26 protein-coding genes are annotated in these 21,510 nt (G+C 40.6%); 10 read left to right on the top strand and 16 right to left on the bottom strand.

From position 1 onward, the window contains the following. Positions 1 to 97: 97 nt before the first annotated feature. Positions 98 to 1,558 (bottom strand): integrase, encoded by a 1,461-nt coding sequence (locus ACPZ3T_RS10180; RefSeq protein ID WP_490275833.1) that lies wholly within the window; start codon positions 1,556 to 1,558, stop codon positions 98 to 100. A gap of 343 nt (positions 1,559 to 1,901) precedes the next feature. Here ACPZ3T_RS10180 and ACPZ3T_RS10175 point away from each other — a divergent pair, with 343 nt between their 5' ends. Then, on the top strand, positions 1,902 to 2,426 hold the full coding sequence (locus ACPZ3T_RS10175; RefSeq protein ID WP_490275831.1) for a hypothetical protein: 525 nt from the start codon (positions 1,902 to 1,904) through the stop codon (positions 2,424 to 2,426). A gap of 146 nt (positions 2,427 to 2,572) precedes the next feature. Here ACPZ3T_RS10175 and ACPZ3T_RS10170 read toward each other — a convergent pair whose 3' ends face one another. Together ACPZ3T_RS10170 and ACPZ3T_RS10165 are read right to left on the bottom strand one after the other, a co-directional pair. Next, positions 2,573 to 2,839 carry a CopG family transcriptional regulator gene (locus tag ACPZ3T_RS10170; protein WP_490275826.1) on the bottom strand — a complete coding sequence of 89 codons (267 nt, stop codon included), beginning with the start codon at positions 2,837 to 2,839 and terminating at the stop codon, positions 2,573 to 2,575. A gap of 144 nt (positions 2,840 to 2,983) precedes the next feature. Next, the gene (locus ACPZ3T_RS10165) at positions 2,984 to 3,592 is read right to left on the bottom strand and encodes a ParA family protein (protein ID WP_490277183.1); all 609 of its coding nucleotides are present in this window, start codon (positions 3,590 to 3,592) and stop codon (positions 2,984 to 2,986) included. Between the two features lie 466 nt (positions 3,593 to 4,058). Between ACPZ3T_RS10165 and ACPZ3T_RS10160 the strand changes: the two genes are divergently transcribed. Together ACPZ3T_RS10160 and ACPZ3T_RS10155 are read left to right on the top strand one after the other, a co-directional pair. Continuing rightward, on the top strand, positions 4,059 to 4,181 hold the full coding sequence (locus ACPZ3T_RS10160; RefSeq protein ID WP_015137787.1) for a DUF8629 family protein: 123 nt from the start codon (positions 4,059 to 4,061) through the stop codon (positions 4,179 to 4,181). Positions 4,182 to 4,409: 228 nt separating this feature from the next. Further along, complete coding sequence (locus tag ACPZ3T_RS10155; RefSeq protein ID WP_490275819.1) at positions 4,410 to 6,047, top strand: MBL fold metallo-hydrolase; 1,638 nt, start codon at positions 4,410 to 4,412, stop codon at positions 6,045 to 6,047. 293 nt (positions 6,048 to 6,340) lie between these two features. Here the strand turns inward: ACPZ3T_RS10155 and ACPZ3T_RS10150 are convergent, their stop codons facing one another. The 5 genes from ACPZ3T_RS10150 to ACPZ3T_RS10130 all read right to left on the bottom strand — a co-directional run bounded on the left by ACPZ3T_RS10150 (position 6,341) and on the right by ACPZ3T_RS10130 (position 9,230). Continuing rightward, positions 6,341 to 6,652, bottom strand: a complete 312-nt coding sequence (locus ACPZ3T_RS10150) for a DUF6679 family protein (RefSeq protein WP_490275816.1) — start codon at positions 6,650 to 6,652, stop codon at positions 6,341 to 6,343. A 217-nt stretch (positions 6,653 to 6,869) separates the two neighbouring features. After that, positions 6,870 to 7,025 (bottom strand): hypothetical protein, encoded by a 156-nt coding sequence (locus tag ACPZ3T_RS10145; RefSeq protein ID WP_490275812.1) that lies wholly within the window; start codon positions 7,023 to 7,025, stop codon positions 6,870 to 6,872. Positions 7,026 to 7,213: 188 nt separating this feature from the next. Next, positions 7,214 to 7,432: a hypothetical protein gene (locus ACPZ3T_RS10140; protein ID WP_490275808.1), complete on the bottom strand. Its 219-nt coding sequence runs from the start codon at positions 7,430 to 7,432 to the stop codon at positions 7,214 to 7,216. Between the two features lie 257 nt (positions 7,433 to 7,689). Continuing rightward, positions 7,690 to 8,481 carry a Nif3-like dinuclear metal center hexameric protein gene (locus tag ACPZ3T_RS10135; protein WP_490275806.1) on the bottom strand — a complete coding sequence of 264 codons (792 nt, stop codon included), beginning with the start codon at positions 8,479 to 8,481 and terminating at the stop codon, positions 7,690 to 7,692. Next, on the bottom strand, positions 8,481 to 9,230 hold the full coding sequence (locus ACPZ3T_RS10130; protein ID WP_490275802.1) for a hypothetical protein: 750 nt from the start codon (positions 9,228 to 9,230) through the stop codon (positions 8,481 to 8,483). The genes ACPZ3T_RS10135 and ACPZ3T_RS10130 overlap by 1 nt, the downstream gene beginning before the upstream one ends. 106 nt (positions 9,231 to 9,336) lie before the next feature. Between ACPZ3T_RS10130 and ACPZ3T_RS10125 the strand changes: the two genes are divergently transcribed. Continuing rightward, positions 9,337 to 10,023, top strand: a complete 687-nt coding sequence (locus tag ACPZ3T_RS10125) for an N-acetylmuramoyl-L-alanine amidase family protein (RefSeq protein WP_490275797.1) — start codon at positions 9,337 to 9,339, stop codon at positions 10,021 to 10,023. Between the two features lie 179 nt (positions 10,024 to 10,202). Here ACPZ3T_RS10125 and ACPZ3T_RS10120 read toward each other — a convergent pair whose 3' ends face one another. From ACPZ3T_RS10120 to ACPZ3T_RS10100, 5 genes are all read right to left on the bottom strand, one after another. Beyond that, complete coding sequence (locus ACPZ3T_RS10120) at positions 10,203 to 10,994, bottom strand: Rpn family recombination-promoting nuclease/putative transposase (RefSeq protein WP_490275792.1); 792 nt, start codon at positions 10,992 to 10,994, stop codon at positions 10,203 to 10,205. A gap of 17 nt (positions 10,995 to 11,011) precedes the next feature. Beyond that, entirely contained in the window at positions 11,012 to 11,527 is a 516-nt protein-coding gene (locus ACPZ3T_RS10115) for a DUF2085 domain-containing protein (RefSeq protein ID WP_490275790.1), read from the bottom strand. A gap of 152 nt (positions 11,528 to 11,679) precedes the next feature. Beyond that, entirely contained in the window at positions 11,680 to 13,791 is a 2,112-nt protein-coding gene (gene argZ, locus ACPZ3T_RS10110) for a bifunctional arginine dihydrolase/ornithine cyclodeaminase (RefSeq protein ID WP_490275788.1), read from the bottom strand. 321 nt (positions 13,792 to 14,112) lie between these two features. Then, entirely contained in the window at positions 14,113 to 14,544 is a 432-nt protein-coding gene (locus tag ACPZ3T_RS10105) for an NUDIX hydrolase (RefSeq protein ID WP_490275786.1), read from the bottom strand. 317 nt (positions 14,545 to 14,861) lie between these two features. Beyond that, entirely contained in the window at positions 14,862 to 16,079 is a 1,218-nt protein-coding gene (locus ACPZ3T_RS10100; RefSeq protein ID WP_490275783.1) for a TetR family transcriptional regulator, read from the bottom strand. Between the two features lie 179 nt (positions 16,080 to 16,258). Between ACPZ3T_RS10100 and ACPZ3T_RS10095 the strand changes: the two genes are divergently transcribed. Further along, on the top strand, positions 16,259 to 17,116 hold the full coding sequence (locus ACPZ3T_RS10095) for an acyl-CoA desaturase (RefSeq protein WP_490275780.1): 858 nt from the start codon (positions 16,259 to 16,261) through the stop codon (positions 17,114 to 17,116). A 119-nt stretch (positions 17,117 to 17,235) separates the two neighbouring features. Here ACPZ3T_RS10095 and ACPZ3T_RS10090 read toward each other — a convergent pair whose 3' ends face one another. Beyond that, positions 17,236 to 17,427, bottom strand: coding sequence for a hypothetical protein (locus ACPZ3T_RS10090; RefSeq protein ID WP_490275778.1), 192 nt, complete (start codon positions 17,425 to 17,427; stop codon positions 17,236 to 17,238). 222 nt (positions 17,428 to 17,649) lie between these two features. Between ACPZ3T_RS10090 and ACPZ3T_RS10085 the strand changes: the two genes are divergently transcribed. Together ACPZ3T_RS10085 and ACPZ3T_RS10080 are read left to right on the top strand one after the other, a co-directional pair. Beyond that, positions 17,650 to 17,763 carry a DUF433 domain-containing protein gene (locus ACPZ3T_RS10085; RefSeq protein WP_490275771.1) on the top strand — a complete coding sequence of 38 codons (114 nt, stop codon included), beginning with the start codon at positions 17,650 to 17,652 and terminating at the stop codon, positions 17,761 to 17,763. Beyond that, the gene (locus ACPZ3T_RS10080) at positions 17,760 to 17,930 is read left to right on the top strand and encodes a DUF5615 family PIN-like protein (RefSeq protein ID WP_490275769.1); all 171 of its coding nucleotides are present in this window, start codon (positions 17,760 to 17,762) and stop codon (positions 17,928 to 17,930) included. The genes ACPZ3T_RS10085 and ACPZ3T_RS10080 overlap by 4 nt, the downstream gene beginning before the upstream one ends. On the opposite strand, the gene ACPZ3T_RS10075 is transcribed toward ACPZ3T_RS10080, so the two are convergent. After that, positions 17,923 to 18,537, bottom strand: a complete 615-nt coding sequence (locus tag ACPZ3T_RS10075) for a Uma2 family endonuclease (RefSeq protein ID WP_490275766.1) — start codon at positions 18,535 to 18,537, stop codon at positions 17,923 to 17,925. The genes ACPZ3T_RS10080 and ACPZ3T_RS10075 overlap by 8 nt on opposite strands. A gap of 204 nt (positions 18,538 to 18,741) precedes the next feature. On the opposite strand from ACPZ3T_RS10075, the gene ACPZ3T_RS10070 reads away from it, so the two are divergent. Next, positions 18,742 to 19,284, top strand: coding sequence for a Uma2 family endonuclease (locus tag ACPZ3T_RS10070; RefSeq protein WP_490275759.1), 543 nt, complete (start codon positions 18,742 to 18,744; stop codon positions 19,282 to 19,284). Positions 19,285 to 19,405: 121 nt separating this feature from the next. Further along, on the top strand, positions 19,406 to 20,107 hold the full coding sequence (locus tag ACPZ3T_RS10065; RefSeq protein ID WP_490275755.1) for a serine/threonine protein kinase: 702 nt from the start codon (positions 19,406 to 19,408) through the stop codon (positions 20,105 to 20,107). A 90-nt stretch (positions 20,108 to 20,197) separates the two neighbouring features. Here ACPZ3T_RS10065 and ACPZ3T_RS10060 read toward each other — a convergent pair whose 3' ends face one another. After that, positions 20,198 to 20,335 carry a hypothetical protein gene (locus tag ACPZ3T_RS10060; protein WP_490275753.1) on the bottom strand — a complete coding sequence of 46 codons (138 nt, stop codon included), beginning with the start codon at positions 20,333 to 20,335 and terminating at the stop codon, positions 20,198 to 20,200. Between the two features lie 130 nt (positions 20,336 to 20,465). On the opposite strand from ACPZ3T_RS10060, the gene ACPZ3T_RS10055 reads away from it, so the two are divergent. Beyond that, a complete protein-coding gene (locus ACPZ3T_RS10055; RefSeq protein ID WP_490275751.1) occupies positions 20,466 to 21,380 on the top strand; it encodes a ribonuclease D in 915 nt (304 codons plus the stop codon). The last annotated feature ends 130 nt before the right edge of the window (positions 21,381 to 21,510 follow it).

The following is a 21,510-nucleotide window of genomic DNA, read 5'->3' as shown; positions in this document are numbered from 1 at the left end:
TCTCCAGCCAACAGCATCAAAAGATCAAAACTCTGCGTTACTTTGCGCCAACCTCTGCGCCACTCTGCGTTAAAAAAATCATATACTCCTCCCTTCCCTAACTCAGCAACTCCCCTAATTGATGCTGAATTAACAACTGCTTCAAAGTTGCATTCTCAGCCTTCAAAGCCAAATTCTCAGCCTCCAATTCACTAATTCTTTCCTTCAAAGCCTCCTGAGAACTACCTTGTCTATGAATCACCACCTCTTGATAAATCGCTAAATTAGTATCTTCATTCATCCATCTTTGATAAGTTTTTGTATGCTCTTGGACAGTATGCCCCATATAATCAGCCATAGTTTTTATAGGTACGCGCAACCTATGACCACGTATAGCATAAGCATGACGTAAATCATACGGTCTAAAGCCTAAATCATTATTTCTAAACTTAATATAAAGTTTAGCGGTTTTGTTACTTAGTTTTCCGGCATTTTCAGGCAATCTAATATCTTTTAACTTAAATAACTCCACCCAATGGGGATGTAATGGTGGAATACCACAACTGCGTTCACCAGTCTTTGTTCCTTCTGTTAAACTAGGATTTAAACTTACTAAATGAAAAGTATTTTTCGGGTCTATAAATGCCTCTAAATCTACAGCAAATAATTCATGAGGTCTTAAGCCATAAGTCGCTAACATTCCGTAAACCCATTGCCATTGTTCTGGCTGTGTAACGTTATCTTTACTCGTGTATAATGATAAAGGCATACCAATTTTCCTATAACCTGCAATCACTTCCTCATCAGCAGGAATTTTGCGGATAGTTGGCTGGGGTTTAGGAGTAGCATAAGCATCAATAATTTTGAGATAATCAACACCACAAAAATCACAGAATTTCTTTAATTGCCACACCAAAAAAAACCTAGAAGATGTATTAGGTTTAGTTTTTTCCAAAGCCTCCTCTAAAGCTTCACAAGAGATAGGTACATCTTGAGGTAATTTTTTCAAATGCCGCAAATAATGACTTGCCCAAGTCTTAATTCCTCGTCTATTCGGTTCGTGAGTCTTCCAAAATTGTCGCTCATAGTCGGCAATTAATTCACTAATGAGTTTCGTAGATTGATCATTCTCTCGTGGTTCTATTTTTTGTGCTTGCTTACCTAGTAATTCTGGAGTCCATTGGAACTGTTTAGTTATTAATAATAAATCTAACTCCCGTGCCTTTAATACTGCCATCTTTACCCCAGCATCATTAGCAGTAAAACCACAAGAAATAGTATATTGTTTATTAGGACTACCATGTTTACCAACATCACCAGGTCTACAAGGAAAAGTACCCTGCAAACCGATAGTTTTAGGACTAGTCAGTTTTAATTTAACTTTAACTCTATCTAAACTCAGGGCTGTATTAGCCTGTTGAATAGCGTATTTAATTCTCAAATATTCCCGCTCTAACTTAGCTTGTTGATCAGCAGATGGAGATTTAGCCTTCCATTGCTTCCATTGAGCGGCTTCCCACTTATCAATGGGTGTACCTTGCCATTCAGAATTACGAGGATCAAAACTAGTTACAGACATAATATAAGGCAGGGGGCTTAATTAATTCAAAATTCAAAATTCAAAATTCAAAATTAGGGTGCAGGGGGCAGGGGTTCGCTCTTGATTATTATTGTTCCTAGGGTGGAGAATTGTGGGAAGTAGGGTAAGTTATCTAGCCTTATATTCAGGGTGTAGAACAGTTTTTTACCTGGCATATGACCTTGAAAAAACGCACCTCACAGATCCTACAATAAATTTATTTTTGCTTAATATATAATAATCAATAGCTTAAGTTTACCTAAAAAATTGTTGTAATTTTATACGGAAGTGATATCTATAAGAGTGAAGGTAAGAGAAAGATACACAACCAAACTTTTGCATTATGACTCCCAGGTGTCTTTTACCAGTAATTATTGTAGCGATCGCCGTTACCACTAGCAGCTGTGCTGACAACCCAAAACAAACCAGCACTCCCGCACCAAACGAAAGCATGGCTCAACTCAGAGCCAAACCCAATAATACCGAGTCTCCCACTGACACCTCAAAAGCCATCTCTGGCAAGACTGTAAATGTCACCTTATATACAAGTGATGCCCAATGTCAGGAACTTGTCCCCCAGAAAGCAAACGTATCAGCCACAGAACCCCTAACTAGTGCCGTCGGCAAAATTATCGAAGCACAAGACACAGCCGACTTTAACCTTTCTGGTTATCGTGTTCGAGTCAACAATGGCATTGCCACAATTGACTTAAGACTCTCACCCCAATCTAAACGTCAATTTACATCTTTATCTGGATGCGAACAATTTGCTTTATTTAGTAGCATCCGCAAAACCCTCACCAGTAATTCCCAGTGGCAGATTAAAGAAGTACGCTTCACCGAAAAAGGGCAAGAAATTGTTCTGTAGTTACTCAAGAGGAAAGGGGGCAGGGGGCAGGGGGCAGGGAGCAGGGGGAGACAAGGTAGACAAGGGAGCAGAGGCAGAAAAACTTTTGAATTTTGAATTTTGAATTTTGAATTGATACGCCCAATGCCCAGTCAACTATCAACAGATTATTCATTCCCCATCTTCCCCAACCACTGCTCAACCAACTCCGCCACAATATCACTCATCTGGCGTTCCTGAGCCACAGCAGCAGCCTTAAATTGACGATGGAGTTGTTTAGGTAAATAGATAGTTGTACGAGTATAAGCGGGGTCAGTACTTTTAGTCACAGAACCAAGATTATCTGACGTTGACGGTAACTGATCTCGCTGTTGACGACTGCGGGCAGCCTCAATTAAATCATCAAAACGACTAGTTTTCTTCTTATTATTCAAAGTAACACCAACTTTTCAATATAGTTACTTCCGCATAGCGGAATTACGATTACGTCTCAACAAGCCCTAAAAAGCCCTAAAAAACCGGGTTTCTTGCAAATCCCTCAGCTTAAAACCTTAATCTTTCGTTCAGAAACCCGGTTTTTAACCGAGGTGCAAAATGTGAGTAAATATCTCCTTCCCCACCTCCAAATAGCACCTCCAAGCAATTTGAGCGTAAGAGTCCTTGAGAGCATTCACAGGCACACCTTCTAAAGCAGCACGTTGGAATACAGCCAAGCGACGAATCCCAGAGGTAAATACAGGTAGTCCTGCATTTAATAGAGTTGTCCTCGCCTCGTCCCCTGCCTTGTTGGGATGAGGTGGAACAATAGTCAGCAATATTTTATACTTAACTTTTAATTTATTCAGCAAATCTACCATTTGCAAAGTTGCCGCTAGTGCGATCGCATCTGGGGTAGTAGGGATAACTAACAAATCACATCCTTGAGCTAGAGTTTTCAACTCATCTGTATTTGGTCGGGCTGGGGTGTCAATGACTATATGCTCATAGAACCTAGCTAAATCTACCCCCTGTTGCTCATCAGCCACCTTAAATGGCAAAGAACCACGATTTGACCAATCTAAAGCACTGCGGTTTAAATCACCATCTATTAACAATGTGTCAGCTTGATTCTGGAAATATGTAGCCAAATGTAAGGCCGTTGTAGACTTTCCCACCCCACCCTTGAAAGCCACTACCGTAATAATCATTTTTTCTAGAACCGCAAATAATTTCCAGATTTTACCCCACATCTAAACATTTGGACATTTAATTTACTTCTAAAAACTTAAACATCTAAATATTTAAATTTTTAGATGTTTAGCTTTAAAACTAAAAGCACACTAAATATTAGTAAGCTAAAATATTAAGTTCTAAATTTATTAAGTAAGTAGTGACACATATGTTAATTAAATACATAAATTGTTTCAGTACTATCCAATGCCCAATGCCCCATGCCCCATTCCCCATTCCCCATTCCCCATTCCCAATAACTTTTGTAAAGGCATATAACGTTAATAGACAGGGGATCTAAAAAGTTTTACAATTTGACTGAATCAGGTAAATCTACTTATTAGCCAACCCAACCGAGCATAGTAAAGATTTTCTAGCGATTCAGCTAGAACCCAAAATCGCACTATTAATATAAGGAAGACTTGATGAGAGGGTAATAAACCAATGGATGTAAAGCTGATTCTTGTGGGGTTAACTGTTATATTTACGATTTCATGCCTATTTTTTGGCACGAAAAATGGATTTTATGATTCCGACAACTATCACGGTAATGGCTCTGCTCATTGATAGCTCACCAAAAGCAAATTCCCTAAGCTGCCAGCGTCAGGGCTTCTCGTTATCAGCATTTCCTAAGTCATGAGGGTTTGTAACAGGTGTCCTCCCCCATCAAAAATCCATATTCTTAGGGATGAGAGGCACATTGTCAAACTTACCCCTAGGCTACAAACCCAAAACCCTTAAAACCCTGGGTTTTTGGGATATATCAAAGATAATGAGATGGGAGGGGAGGAAAGGATGAGGGATAATGTATCGGCATCCTCCCGCATTGACACAGAGGAAACAGCAATAGAATTAGAATGCTTCCCTTACAGTGTTCAGCACGATGATGAGGGAGTATGTTTGTTAGTGCGGATGGGGCCACACCGCATTCTGCTAGACTGTGGTTTGGCAGATATTTCACCCTTAACAAAAAGCTTCACTAAATCCTCAAAGCTACCAGCAGATTTAGTGTTAGTCACTCATGCTCACCCAGATCACGCTAGAGGCTTATTATCATTACATCAAACCTTTCCTCATCTACCGATCTATGGCAGTGAAGTAACCAGTAAATTACTGCCTTTAAATTGGCTAGAGCAAGAGAAAATCCCCCAGTTTTGTCAGTCCTTGCCCTTGAAATCCCCCATTGAACTCCAAAAAGGGCTAGTGGCCGAAATGTTTCCGGCTGGACATCTACCGGGGGCTGTAGCAATTCTCCTCACCTACACCACAGCACAACGAGCCTACAAGGTTCTGTACACAGGAGATTTTTTCTTATCCAACTCCCGGTTAGTAGAAGGATTGCGCTTAGAAGAACTGCGGGGTTCAGATGTGAATGTGTTGATTGTAGAAGGCACTTACGGCACATCTCGTCATCCCCACCGCCGCAACCAAGAAAACCAACTAGCCGAGCGTATTAATCGCGCCATTGCTGAAGGTTGTTCAGTTCTACTACCCACACCCGCTTTAGGTTTGGGACAAGAACTATTAATGCTATTGCGTTCTCATCATCATTTTACAGGTAGAGATTTAGATATTTGGGTAGATGGTGCTGTTGCTACAGGGTGTGATGCTTACTTAGAACTATTACCCCATCTACCGCCATCAGTACAAAACTTTGCCCGCCATCAACCCTTATTTTGGGATGAAAGAGTTCGTCCCCGTGTGCGGCGATTACAATCAGAACATCGCAATCAAGTAGGTAAATCCCCTTGTATTATTCTCACCGATATTACAGCAGATTTTAGTCAATACTGTCGAGCCGACACAGGCCCTTGGCTGATTTTGTTGCCAGAGAAAATTGGTGTCAATGTTAAAAAAAAGTATATAGCACCGACAATCATTGAAAGCTATCTACTAGCACAGCACAGCGATGGCCCTGGAACTACCCAGTTAATTCATAATTTGCGCCCGCAACACGTTGTTTTCGTGCATGGTTCTACGGCTTATTTAGCTGACTTAACCAGTTTAGAAGAATTACAAAATCGGTATCATATCCATTCACCCCTAGCGGGTACACGGGTAGAACTGCCAATTGGCGATACATTTTTACAACCAGCCGCCCCAGAAACAAATTATGAAGGAGAAGTCAGCGAATTAGACACACTCATCAACATTGCCCTACCTGATACCATTACCACCGATCCCCGATGGCGACAATTTGCCGACACTGGTTTAATTGAAGCCCGTTGGCAAGGAGAAGAATTAGTATTGAGGGGTTTAACTCAAAGAGAACTACTCAATCAAAATAGCGATCGCTATATTACCCCCGATATTGACTGCTGTGGTACTTGCCGACACCAAAGAGGACAAAGATGTTGGAATCCAGCTTCTCCTTTATATAACTTTCGCGTCACCCTAGAAGGTTACTGTCCCGCTTTTGAACATGGCGAATAGCCAACAAATAATTAATCCTGAGTATGATATCATACTCAGGATTAAAATAGAGAATTTGGTAAGTGTTCAGTAGTTAGGGAGCGACAAACAAAAATCAGAAAATAGACGTTATATTAACGTGAGTTCAATGACCTCTCCCCAACCCCTCTCCGACGCGGAGAGGGGCTTAAATATCTTGGAAAGCTCAACGAAAGATTAAGGTTTTTAAGCCTCTCTCCTTGCAGGGGAGAGGTTTGGAGAGGGGTTCTTTAAATTCGTCGAACTCACATTATATTACCTCCTACTTGCTGCTGTTACTCAGGATTCGACTCAGGATAGTGGTTGCGGATACGCTCGGCTTCTGGACAATCATCAGTCATGAGTGGTTCGACATTACCGCGTGGAACTGACGCTAACTTTTGAGTTACAGCACCAATGCTTTCGAGACGAACCATTTCCTCCCAAGAACAAACTTCGTCTTCCTCTTCCGTTTCATAGCGCAAGGTGACTAAATCTCCCTCTATGTCGATGATGCGGGCGCGTTCTATCCAGCGTTGCTGGTCCCGCAAGAAAACGCATACCTCCCGCCCATCACAACACAGTTGATAAATCTTGCGGTGTAGCATGTACTGCTTCTGCCTTTTTAAACAACGTAGTTAAACTTTTCCAAATTTGGGTTTTACCCCAAGTCAATGAAACCCTTTGGAGGTGAGTTTCACAGTTCAGAATCAGTGTGTCAGTTGACCTCACCCAAGGAATTGCTATGAGTTGTGAGCATTTAGGGAAATTTTCGGTCATAAACTGGTAGTTACTGCACCAAGATTCTATCTCTTTCAGGGTCATTTAGCGAATATCTACTTCCTCATAGAAGTAAGAAAATTCGGTACTTGTCCTCACCTGCTGAATATTGGCTGGTAAGTCCTTTCTACCATTATGTAATAATAAATACTCCAAAACAAGCGATGATTGCGGTTGTTCAATTTGCCTACTTGTAATCATTGGCATTGCTGAGAAGCCTGGGGCTTCGGCTTGACTGTTACCCCTACGTACTTGATCTTAACTCATTATTTTGCTGACCTTCACGGTTTTCAACAACAAAAATTTAATAGTTTTGAGTTATTGGCAGTTAATTGGGGGAGCGACACAGCAAAAACCAAATGCTAGGCTGCTATTAACAGCACTCACCCCTATTGGCAAGACTTGTATTGCGTCAGAGACTCGATGAGTAGTTGGGAAGATCCCTCTCGTTTAATTTTTCCCGTATGCACAGCATCATATAAATCCGCCAGAACTGCTAAATCTTCTGGCGAATAGCATTTAGTCGCTAATACCTGATGCAGTAAGCCCTCAGATTCAACGCTAAGATATCCAGTTTGAAAAGCAGATTCAACAAGTGCGCGAATCATCGTGATTTTGGTAGAGTACGCAATTTATCACCACCAGTCTGGACTATTTTGTGTTTTTCATAATTGATATAGAACAACCAACCGTTGTGATTTTAATTACAAAAAATTGTGATCCGTATCACAACGTAGGGCATGGGGCATGGGGCATGGGGCATTCTTTTAAGTAACAAGTAATAAGTCATAGGTATTTACTCATTACTCATTACTCATTACTCATTACTTATTACTCATTACTTATTACTCATTACTCATTACTCTTAACCTTGAAAAAACTGCCGGAAGTCCTCATCCCTAGTACTTAGCTGTACCCAGTCGAGATTTAAAGACTGAAATTTTTGTGCCAGGCGATCGCAGGCGGGGCGTTCGGTGGCATAATGTCCAGCATCAATTAAAATCAGATGGCGATCGCGGCTTTCTTGAAATTGATGGAATTTACAGTCAGCCGTTAGATAAGCTTGCGCGCCAGTTTTCGCCACTGCACTAATAAAACTAGCTCCTGAACCCCCCAACACCGCCACCTTAGAAATGTTCTGCTGTAAGTCAGCACTGGGGGAAAAAATTAAATCTGGGGGAGAGAGGCGAGTTTGAATGAGGGTGAGTAATTCCTGTAACGTCAAAAATGGTGCTAATAATCCCACCCGTCCGTAACCTAAGCCGGGTTGAGTCGGTACAATGGGGGCAACATCTTTCAGTTCTAGGATTTGCGCCAAAACGTCAGCCGTACCATCACCCACTTGATCAAAATTGGTGTGCGCCGTGTAGACACCAATATTATGGGTGAAAGCTAACCGCATCATTTCCGCGATAGGTTCACCGGTACGAAAAGACTTAGGGGGGCTAAAAATTAACGGATGATGGGCGAAAATCAGATTAGCATTTAAAGCGATCGCTTCTGCCATGACTGGTAAAGTTGGTGTTAAACATACCAACACCCTCGCCGACTCTTGCAAAACACCAGGCTCAATTTGCCAACCACAATTATCCCAACTTTCGCACCAACTCGGATTAGCCCAAGCTTCAAACCAACTAATTAAATCAGCAATTTTCATTAATGTTTTTGGGGTTGAATATTCAACTCTAATGCTAATTGTTCCCGTCTTTCCTGAAAAGGTTGATTCCAAATAGGAAAAGCATTCCAATCCCACCCAGGTACAGGAATAAGTCCAGCTTCAGCTAAATGAGTTAACAAAAGATATTCATCTTCTGGTTCGCGGGAGAAATTAAAAGGATTGCGAAACCCATTACCACACAATTTATAAGCTAGAGATTTACCAAGACGAATGCGCTGTATTAGTTCCTCCGCCTTATTCAGCAAATAATCTAAAAAAATCAAACTAAAAGGCTCTACATCAGCCCGATGTTTTGAATCTCTTTGTACCCACCTTGCCCAATCAAAACCATACACAAAATCATGAACATAGCGGAAACGGATTTCACGATTAATTCCGAATAACTCCGTCAGTAAAACCATTTTATCAGTAAAAATTTCCAAAAAAGCAATCGCACCATCTTCTGCATTTAAAGCTTGATGCAACATACTACTAACCATGAAATCAAAATCCCAGAAGATATTTTCTGGGAAATTGTTTAATTGTGATCTAACTATACTTTCTAAAGAAAATTGCACCACCTCAATCAATTCAGGATTTGTTATCCTATCTCTAATTAAAACTTCTAACTCGACAAACTTAGTAATTGTTCTTTTGTATGGATTAAGACTTAAAATTTCAATATCATGTTGATTCAAGATTTCATCAATCAATTGGAAACTACTGTTTGGTGCAATGTGTTGCGGCATCTTGATTGAGATAGGTTAAAGATTGCAAATCAGTGTTATTATATCTTTGGAAAACATATAAATTAACTTAGCATTAATAAATTTAACCTAAAATAGAGGAATTGAGGTGAAATTTGCGCTGCTACTGATAGGATTAATTGTCATAGATTTCGGACTAACTGACACAGTAGCTGGGGCGCAAGATCAAACCGTGAATCGGTTGGAGTCGTTGTTAATTTCCCAAAAACAAAGTAACAAACCCTTAGCTGGATTGAAAATTGTCCTCAATGCTGGGCATGGTGGTACAGAATTGGGGGCGGCTGGGGCTAGTGGTTTGTTAGCCAAAGACTTGAATTTACAAGTTACGAAGTTATTGCGAGATGAGTTAGTGGAGCGTGGTGCAGATGTAGTGATGATTAGGGAAGATGATCGAGATATATCCCTTAGAGAACGTCAGAAAATTATAGATCAAGAAGAACCTGCGATCGCTCTTACCTTTCACTATCGCTCTCTACCCGATGATGGCGATGCGGAAAATACCAGAGGTGTCAGTACCTATTGGTATCATCCCCAAGCCCATAGTCTAGCCGTCTTACTACACAACCGTCTAGTTAATAATTTGGGTAAGCCTTCTTATGGTTTATATTGGCAGAATTTAGCACTGACTCGCCCCCATTCTGCACCATCAGTATTATTAGAATTAGGTTTTATCAGCAACCCTGACGACTTTGAAGAGGCAACAAATCCCCAGGAACAGAAAAAGTTAGTCAAAGTTTTAGCAGAGGGTATTACTAAGTGGTTTAGAAGCTTGTAATATTTGTGACTGAATGGCTACAGAAGCTTTTGAAATATACGAAGATTTGCTATGCTCTTGTAGAATAGGACTTGTTTCTGTTAAGAATCAAGATTAGTACGTATATATGACAGTGCGTTAGGCTAAAGCCATAAAAAAATTCTAAGGGGTGACAAACCAAGAGAGAATCGACAGAGGTTTTATTCTTCGCTATTCTCTTGAGTTTGCTGAGTTTGTGCTTCCTGTACCTGCTCAACCGATAAATCTAAAGCTTCAGCAACTTGTTCCAAAGTTAATCCTAAAGCCAACAGTCGGGGTACTGCTTCTAACAAAGCTTCAGCTTTAATTTCTTGATAGACTCTTGTTTGTTTCAATTCGCTTAATCCAAACATTTCTGCTATCTCCTGTCGGTTTTTCTGTGGAAATTTATAGAAAATTATTGTCTCTATTAATTCTATAACTTTGCTTTGAATCCTGTCATCAAAAATTTCTTGTCTAGCTTTTTTGATTAATTGTCTTGCCAATTTAACTGCTGTTATTTCTGACTCTACAACTAATTTCACTACACCAATACCTATAGAACTATCAGCATTTTCACTTAGCTCATCTAGATAGATACGCTGTATTTGCTGACTCAACAACAAACCACGATAATGAATGGGTACGTCTGGATCTAAACTTCGTTGAGGATAAAGTACAACAGCACGCCAATCATTAGGTAAATCATGTTGACGTAGATACAGAAATATTTCGCTAAAAAAACGCGAATAAAATCTAGGATCAGATTGAAATTGAACTTCTACAAAATATATAGGTTGATTGGCAGAATCAAGAGATGGTAAAAATAGACCATCAATCCGAAAAGCAGTTTGCTTAATTTCAACTGATGTGAATTTATAAGCATCACCTGGAATAGATGATGCACCAATCAATTCAAAGAATATATGGGGAAAGTTCTGAAATAGCTGATAAAAAATAGAGTCGGTTTTCATGAGGCTAATTTGTTAGTTTAACCACGCTGCCAACCATGTAAAAATGGCATCATAAACAAACCCCAAGCCAAACCTGTAATTAAACCAAAGGGTGTGACTAAATAATTATTAAAATCCCACAAGCCAAAAACCTGCGCTGCTAATTCCAGAGGATAAGCCATCATCAACACACTAGCTAAAGCCGCACCATTCCAACCGTATTGACTCAGCCAATAAAATCCTTTACCACCAGTCACAGCATACAGCAAGCGAGTAATTAACAATCCTGTGACAGTACCATAACAGCGCATACACACAGCCATGATAAATGGAGGTGCTAAATCTAAACCCATATCTGGTTGGGGACAGACATGATTACCCATGAAATAAATGATGTCCGCAATACCCCCAAGTAACCAAACTCCAGAAGCAGCCAAAAAAGGAGCAACCGGAGGGCCGAAAACCATACCGACTAACATAAAGTCAGCAATGAAACTCACCCAGTTAATATTCTTGAAAAACTGTGACTCAGTTACCGAAATAGTTTTTTGCATAGCTAGATTTTCTCAACCTCACACAGCCTACATTTTAGATATACCAAAAAAAGTAGAGTGGACATCGCCCACCCTACCTTTTGCGCTCTTACCTTTGCGCCTCTGCGCCTACCGCAAGCGGAACGCCTGGCGGCGAATGCGCGAAACTCTTCCTAACCTACCACTGCGCGATAAGGACTAGTCAACTTATCCAACTGCTGCACCAACAAACTGAGGAATAAACCCACATCTGTAACTACACCCACTGATTCTATTGAACCGCGATCGCTCAATTTAGTCACGACAGCCGGGTTAATATCCACACAAACCATCTTCACCCCAGCAGGTGTCATATTCCCTACCCCAATAGAATGCAGCATGGATGACAACATTAAAATCATCTCCGCACCTTCCAGAAGTTGCGCGTATTCCTGCTGTGCTGCAATCAAATTCATTTGGGTATCAGGTAAAGGGCCATCATCCCGAATTGAACCAGCCAGAACAAAAGGTACTTGATTGCGGACGCATTCATACATCACACCGCTACTAATTACCCCTGCTTCTACAGCCTTGGCAATACTACCATGACGACGCACAGTATTAATTACCTTCAGGTGGTGGCGGTGTCCACCTCTAACAGCCACACCCCGCTTCATGTCCACACCCAAGGATGTACCCATCATATTTTGTTCGATGTCGTGAACTGCGATCGCATTTCCACCCAGCAGTGCTTGTACATAACCTTCCCGAATCAACCGTGCTAGATGTTCGCCGCCGCCTGTATGAATCACCACAGGCCCAGCAGTGACAACTACTTTACCACCAGCATCCCGAATTTTACGTAGTTCCCAAGCGACTTGTTCCACCACCAATTCTACCCGGCGTTCACTGGAAACACCCGCCGACATAAAGCTGAACTCTTGGGCATTGCGTTGTTCCCGTGATTCGGTTTTACGGATGGTGCGGATACCTTGCACATCTACTACTACCTGTTCCCCTACTTCTAAATCACGTAAGATTTTACACCGTGCTAGTAAGCCATTGGGAGTTTGAGTAATAGCGATCGCGCCGTCCATCCGTTGATTTTGTACCTTCACCCACTCCCCATTAATTCGGACTTCGGTAGGATAAATCGTACTGACGTAGAAATCATCAGGGGCGACACCATCTTGAAGCACAGGTTCAAGCTTGACATCTCGCTCATCTTGTGGTAAGTCTACCGCACCTAAATCAATCAATTGGGAAATGATTTCTTCCATCACCTCGTGAGAAGGTGCGGAAACTTTCACTTCTGCGGCGGAGGTGCTTTGGCGTTGTTCACCCAAGTTGAAATTCAGCACTTGGAAACTACCGCCAGTATCAACGATCATATCCAAAGCGCGGTTAATCAAGCCAGAGTCGAGTAAATGCCCTTCTAAGCGAATAATCCGACTTTCGACTGAAACATTAGCGTGAACTTCCGCCTGTACTGGTTCAGTGACACGCAAAGTCAAACATTTCGCCGCACCACCAGCTTTGAGAAATTCGGTAAGCTGTGTTTCTAAAACCTGGAAACCAACGGCTGCTAAACGCGACTTTAAACCCTCGCTGGCTTTATTCATAATTACGATGCTCTCTACATTCACCGCATTACAAGCGAAGTTCACAGCATCGGCTTCCGCTATAGCAATCCGCTTTTCGGCTGCAACCCGCATTTCAATTAAGCGGTTAGAGTAGGAATCAAACGCGCCAGGATAATAAAGTAAATAGCCGTTAGCTAAAGGACAAAAACAAGTATCTAAATGATAGAAACGCTCATCAATTAATCGCAGGGATAACACATCTATATCGAGCCATTTAGCCAGATATGGATGAGAATCTAATTCTGAACGGAAACCGTAACCAGCCCACAGCCAACGCCCTTCTCTATCTAGAAGTGCATCGCCTGCGCCTTCAAAGGGTAAATCTTTCGGTAATTCATAAACGGTGTAACCATTACCTTCAAACCATTGTTTAAAATATGGTTCTTCTCCCTGCCGCTCCTTGTGTAAAAAGCGACTTAAAACTACATTTTTACCCAAGACTAACCCGGCGTTAGCTGTGAAAACCATATCTGGCCAGCCTTTTTCCGGTGTCACCAAATCCACAATTGCGTGTTCCTTCAAAATTTGGTGTAGTCCTTGCCACTGTTCCACCGCGCGATCGCGTGATGATTTGTGGATATTCCCTTCCATCCAGGGATTAATCACATAATCTACATCATAGTGGTCAGGAGCGCACATCAAAAAACGAATCCGAGAAGTCATAAAAATATTACAAATGCTACAGAATTAACGCAGACAGAAGTATTTTCTTTTTAGCAGTGTATAATCCTTTACTTGACATCCATCTCTAGATAGTCTCAGGAGTTACAAAATTTTGGCTCTGATTCTCCATCAGTAAGGACTTAGTAGTATACCTCTGAGGCTATAACCTCGTGCTATTGTAGCCACATTTATTGAGAATAATTTAAGTTTTAAATAACAAATTTAACCTTAACTTTAGAAGATAACCCTGATATCGAACATATTCCGACAGTAATGAGGAAAATACTGGCATTTTTCCGTGTTGTAACAGGGATATTCTTTCTAGGAAACGCCTATTCTTGATTTTGCCTGAATAATTCCTTTGAGAATGCGTTTGAGAGATGCTTTTTTGATCAACTTCATAGCTTGTTTTGCATCTAGCCAGCGTCGATATCTTGTACTAGCTTCTGGGTAATTACTGCTAACTATCTCCACTGGTAATAAATACATTTTTACCTGGTAAGTTTTACCGCGTTTGCGATATTTATAACTACCTAATTTATTTGCTTCCACTCGCCCAATTACTCCAGCTTCTTCCCAAGCTTCTTTAGCAGCTGAAGACGGTGGAGTCATACCCTTGACAATTCCACCTTTAGGCATTACCCAACGCTGGCGATCGCGTGTCGTCACTAGTAGTATTTCCACTCTACCATTTCTGACTCTGTAAGGAATTACGCCAGATTGCTTGAAGATTTTCCTAACTTTTCTGCTCATAGCAATACTCTTTGTGTGTTAGTGTTTTTGCGTGCGCTGTTAACTCCAAAATACGGAGAGGACTTACTGAATTAATTTTAGTAAAGATATGTTTTATCTTCTTAAAATTGATCCATACCATAACTTGATGTGAATTTTCTGAATAAAAGTATGCAAAAATTCAGCCAGCGTTAATTTCCAGTCAGTTTCTCTCTTGAGCCATTGATAAAACTACTACACACAGACAGACATTAAAGTGACATCGCTCACAAATAAGTAATAAAAATTACTTCTTACCTGGGAAGGTTTAGTTTAGCCAAACACTCAAACCCTCTTAATTACACAGGCTTTTGATCTAACTTAGTGGCTTGCTCTAAAGCGGCTTTTTCTTTAGCTCTATAAGCATAGGGTTGTAATTGAATGCGATCGCAACCCGTCAAAATACTCAAATTTTCTAAACTCATTCCCCGCATCAGCATTTCTACACGCCAAGTGTGTTGCGCTTGAGCGATTTCTGGGGTTTTCCCTTGGGGTGTTAATAATCCTTGCGTCCATGTTTGCCAATGTGTCAACACCTCAGATTCAGTCATGGGTGTACCTGCTGCACCCAAAAACATCGCTGTTTGGCTATCTTTGCGACTTTTAAGCCATTTAATCAAAGGATTATTCGTATAAGAACCATAGCGTTTACCTAAAATCCACTGATTAACAGGTACTTGTCGAACATATCCAGGGGTGGTAATTTGCAGTAAGTGACTTTGAGGATCATAAACTTGCTGATTTCGCTGCAAATTGACTATTTCTGTGGGGGATAAACCAGCCGCAAATAATAAATAAGCGATCGCATAATCCTGCAATCCTGTCCTTTTGGCTTGTCTGAGAATTTCATGCACTAAAACCGCAGGTAAATCAGCTATTTCATGGGTGTTGAGGCTAGTTAATAAGTTAGTTGTCCCTGATGACAACGCACCCCGCAAAAATAACTCCACTAAATTCTCTAAAAAATCATCCCGACTTTCCCAGAGTTCATGAAATTCACTAGTAAATTCAATCACCGCATAACCCAAAATCATGCCATTGAGTAAACTAGCTAATTTTTCAGCTGGTAAATAAGTATTTAAATCGCCGTGTTGAATAATCGTCACTAAATATTGGGCGACGTAGCGATTAGCCTCCGTTAATCCTCTTCCCAAAGCACGACGATTTTCCGCCGGAAATTGATCAGCTTCCCCTACCACAGAACGCACCAACTCCGGCATTCTTTCCAAAGCCTGTAAAGTGTCACTTGCATAATCTTTTAAGGCTTGATAGACATCCCCCGGAGGAGTAGCCCGACTGACTAGAGATTCACCTAAATTTGTAAACGCTGCCGATTCTTCTAGAACAGCTAACAATAATCCGTGTTTATTGCCAAAATTGCGAAATAACGTCACTTCATTCACGGCTGCTTTTTCTGCAATTTGACGAGTGGTGGTAGCACTAACTCCTTGAGCCGTAAACAACTCTAAAGCCGCCTGAATCAAACGTTGACGAGTAGATAAAGGTTGAGGTGTCATAAATAAAATGCAAGTGGTACTTGCATAAAAATCGGCGATTTGTTAGCATACCAAATGTAAGTGATACTTGCTCTAGTCTACTGTAACGAAATAAATGCCAAGTGGGTGAATGCCTTTTTGGCGATGAATGCACCAGATCCAAGAGCAAATTGCTACAGAAACAGTCAATAGGAATTTTTATGACCGCAAAAAATCTGGCGTTCACCTCTGAGGGAAAAGAATCACTACGTCTCAGATGGATAAATGTGGCATTTTTTGGAACAATTCATGCCTTAGCATTATTAGCCCCTTGGTTTTTCTCCTGGTCAGCATTGGGTTTGCTATTATTTCTGCACTGGTTATTTGGTAGTATTGGTATCTGTTTGGGATATCACCGCTTACTGAGCCATAAGAGTTTTCAAGTACCCAAGTGGTTAGAATATGCGATCGCTCTCATCGGTGCATTAGCTCTCCAAGGAGGGCCAATTTTTTGGGTGGGAGGACACCGCCAACACCACGCCCACACAGAAGACATCAAATTAGACCCCTACTCCGCCAAGCGCGGGTTTTGGTGGAGTCATATGTTGTGGATTTTATATCCCCGTTTTGAGTTCTTTGATAGTGAAACCTATTACAAATACGCACCTGATTTAGCCAGACAACCTTTTTATCGCTGGTTAGACCGCTATTTTCTCCTATTACAAATTCCTCTGGGATTGCTGCTTTACGTCTTAGGAGGATGGCCGTTTGTCTTCTACGGGATGTTTCTCAGAGCCGTATTACTGTGGCATTGTACATGGTTTGTCAACTCTGCCACCCATATGTGGGGTTATCGCACCTTTGATGCTGATGACAATGCCCGTAATCTCTGGTGGGTATCTATCGTTACCTACGGCGAAGGCTGGCACAACAACCATCACACCTACCCCCACGTAGCTAAAGCCGGTTTTCAGTGGTGGGAGATTGATGTTACTTGGTGGAGCATTAAGCTTTTACAAACGCTAGGTTTAGCAAAGAAAGTTATCTTACCGCCATCCCCAAGCACAACTCAAGGGTAATTAACAATTCGTAATTCGTAGTTACTAATTCGTAATTACGTTACGGATGGGGATTTAGACCCCACCCGTAACGTTACAACTTATAGAAGTCCGGCGTTCCACCTCGGTTTAATTACGAATTACGAATTACGAATTAGTAATAGAGATAAAAACTCAGCTAACTCAACCAATCCTTCTGCTTCTTGACGCTCTGCCTGGGTCAATTCCTCACCTGCATCCTGTCTATCTAGCAAAAATTGCAGACGTTCTTGAACCGCATTTGGTAGTTGAAAATGGGTAAGTTCTACAGGTATTTCAATTACTTCAGGCATAAACAAATGTATTGCGAAAGAGTAAGAGATAATTAGTATTCTTGATACAGTTATACCAATTCTCTATGAAGTTGCGCCAAATAAATGATGTAGAGACGTTGCATGCAACGTCTCTACAGTACTTCCTTAGAGCTATGACCTTTTTTAAATTCAAAATGCAAAATTCAAAATTCAAAATGAAGAAAACAAATTATTTTGAATTTTGAATTGGAGCGAAGCGACTTGACACAGACAGAAATTTTAGAAGACTTTTCTGAACTTACATCTGAAGATATCAAAGCTTGTTTGGCTTTTGCTGCTGACCGCGAGAGAAAATTATTTGTAGCATCACTGTGAAACTACTTCTAGACGAAAAACTTTCTGACAGAATTATTGCTCAAATTGCGGACATTTATCCAAATTCAACACACGTAAAATTACTCGGACTTACCCAAAGTGATGATTTATTGATTTGGGAATATGCGAAAGCTCATGATTTTATTTTGGTGATGTGGGTTAGTTAGCAGCATCAAAAATCTGCTGTGCGGTTAAAGTTAATTGGGGGAAGGTAGGTGATTTAATCGCTGTGTTACCTTGAAACGGAGTCATTTGATATTCACCATCAACTAAATTACAGACAAAAATAGTAGGTTGTTTGGGATTACCGATAAATTTCCTACCTCCCAAAGCAGCATAATCAGCAATCCAATATTCAGGAATGCCCATTTCCTCATAATCCCTAAATTTGTTGTAGTAATCATCTCGCCAGTTAGTCGATACAACCTCAACCACTAAAGGCACAGATACAGCTTGGCTGACTGTTGAAGATGAGTGAAAAAGCGGTTCGTTGCGGAGGTTGTCTAGATTTAATAACAAGACATCGGGTGAATAAGCAGATTCAGCACTAGGAGTTTTGACGAATGCAGTTTTGGGAATACCGTAGGGTAAATTCAGACGATCAAACTCCACCGTTAATTTACGTGACAAAAATGCTATGACTTTTTCATGTTCTCCGGTGGGAGGGGGCATTTCAAAAATTACTCCGTTACGTAATTCATAGCGTTTACCATCGTTGGGATACCATTCGATAAATTCATCCAATGTCAGTAATTTTGGCAAAGATTGGGTCATAATCTTACATCCATATATGTGTTACCTTATCAAAATATTCACAATTTGAATTGGGATAATTCAATGATTTTTGCTTGTCATGGTATTTATTTCCGAATATTGGGAATAAAATTATCAATGCAACTTTTACTTATATCCTGAGCAATTAGCATAATATAAATTTATCTTAGGACTTACGCAACTGGCATATTTTTTATTTCTGCTATGAAGACACTAGCTAAATGGTCTGTGGATGACTATCACCGGATGATTGCAGCAGGAATTTTGCGCGATCGCCCCGTAGAATTGTTAGCAGGGGAAATTGTGGAAATGAGTCCAGAAACGCCAATCCATTACAACACCGCCAAGCGAGGTGCAAAATATCTAGAGGAATTATTGATTGGTTTAGCAGATGTCCGCTTCAACGGGCCAATCACCCTATCTGACTCTGAACCAGAACCAGACATTGCCATTGTGCGATCGCCTGAATCTACCTACAATGAACGTCATCCTCAGCCACAAGATATCTTTTGGCTGATTGAAGTTGCTAACACGAGTTTAAAAAAAGATTTAGAACTCAAAGCTGCCATTTATGCTCATGCCAAAATACCTGAATATTGGGTTTTAAATTTGTCTAGCAAGCAAATAATTGTATTTCGAGAACCTGAAAATGGTCAGTACAAATCAGTACAAACTATTGCCGAGGGATATATTACACCGTTGGCGTTTGCCGCTATGCAGGTATCAGTAGCAAGACTTTTGGCTTGAATAAAAGAACTCGATAGATGTATTGTTCTCATTCAATAAATGTAAATCTAGTTTGGTCATGAGATGAAATATACTGATCAATACCGACGGCTTCATTTACTTCACAACAGCCGAAACTAGTATGAATGAGCATATACATCGACTGATTGCAAGTATTCATCAAGAGTTATTACCTGATTTTAAAGTCGAAAGTGTCAACCCCCACGATCCCGTAGAAGTGCGCTATCTTCCCCATCCTTGGCAATTGATTGGTAGAGGTAACTATGCGGCAGTAGTTAATCACCCTGAATATCAAGATGTAGTAGTCAAAATTTATGCACCGGGAAGAGCAGGATTTGACGAAGAAGTAGAAGTGTATCGCCGTCTCGGTTCTCACCCCGCATTTTCAGAATGTTTATATGCAAAAGACGGTTGCTTAGTTCTCAAACGATTATATGGGGTGACATTATACGACTGCATCCAACGGGGTTTGCGTATCCCTAAGCAAGTAATTCATGATATCGATGAAGCTCTAGATTATGCTCGTCAGCAAGGACTTTACCCCCACGATGTTCACGGGCGCAACGTCATGATGTATGAAGGGAGAGGGTTAGTAGTAGATATTTCTGACTTTCTCCATCAAGAAAAATGTTCTAAATGGGATAATCTCAAGCTAGGCTACTACTGGCTCTATCGTCCCATTCTTTCACCACTCCGGTTGAGGATTCCTTACTTTATACTTAATTTTGTGCGTAAAACTTATCGCTGCTTGACTGCCTTAAAAGAGAAAACACAGAAATTAGTTAGTCCAACTTCCTCTGCTTCCCTAACTCCTAAAAGTTAGCAACTTTGTTAAGGATATCCAAAAATTAGATTACCAGGTTTCTTTCTCTCCCTGTTCCCCTATCTACCAGCGATTGGACATTTATTTATACTAAGTTGCTTTCAGAAATAGTATTCCTACACCCCACACTCCCCACACTTCCCACACACCCCACACTTCCCACACACCCCACACACCCCACACTCCCCACACTTCCCATACACCCCACACTTCCCATACACCCCACACTCCCCACCCCACGTTACTATCTTTGACTGCAACTTGGTATTACTGGGAACTCCCTTACCCTTGCAGCACAAGGTATCAGCAAAATGTTAATTTGGGAAATTGTAACCCAAATTTCAGGAAATATTGACCAATGCCATACTTGAGTGCTGCGGGTGCAATTCGTGCCAAAGTTGCCGAATATACTCAATCTACTACTCTGTGGATAGATACAGAAGTAGCAGAATATAAAAGTCGTCATCCTAGATTATCACTGATTCAGGTATTAGATGATCCTGACGATATGACAGGCGATCGCGTTTACCTTTTAGATGTCCTGAATCAACCTGATCTAGTCGCTGAGTTTATTGAGCAAGTAATGTGCAATCCAGCCATTGAAAAAGTCTTTCATAACGCTAGTTATGATCTAAAATTCTTGGGCAATAAACAAGCTAAAAATATCACTTGCACTTTAGAATTAGCTAAAACAATTCCCTACTACCTCCTCCCATTACCTAATTATAAATTGCAAACTTTAGCAACAGAATTATGTAATTTTAACTATGTTGATAAACAAGCACAAAGTAGCGATTGGGGACAAAGACCACTCAGTGATGCACAAATAGAATATGCTTATTTAGACTGTATTTATCTTGCTCAAATCCATCAGAATTTGTTAGAATTGCAATTAGCAAGTAACCCAGACCCCATATCAGAAGATTTAACAGTGATCAGTACACAACTGGCTGAAGTTACCGAAGCATGGAAACTGTTAAACTCTGAATATGAGCATCTACAAGAGCGGTTAAAAAAAGCCATGCAAGCGCAAAATGTAGCGGAAACAGCTTTTTGTAAACTCACTAGTTACGAGCGCAAAGTGGTAAAAGTACAGTTTACAGAACTGGCTAGACTAATACAAAATCAAGATATTAGTTTAGATTTTCCGGTGACACTCACTCAGAAAATGCAAAAAGATTTAGGAGAAAATCTCGAACAGTTATCTGTAGATATAGAAATCAATCAATCTTACCGCTTGACTTCCAAAAAGGTAGATGATGATGCAGATTAAGAATAGGAAAATGGGTAATTATTTAGCAGGTTGCTCAGATATATAATTAAATACATTTGGCAAAAGTATAATAAATAACAACAAAATTTATTTCCTAAAATTCCCGGTTGTGCAAGCAGACTACTGTTAA

Source organism: Aliinostoc maniaoense, assembly GCF_058172895.1.
The sequence above is the reverse complement of the archived record's forward strand: the minus strand, read 5'-3'. Positions and strand labels throughout refer to the sequence as shown.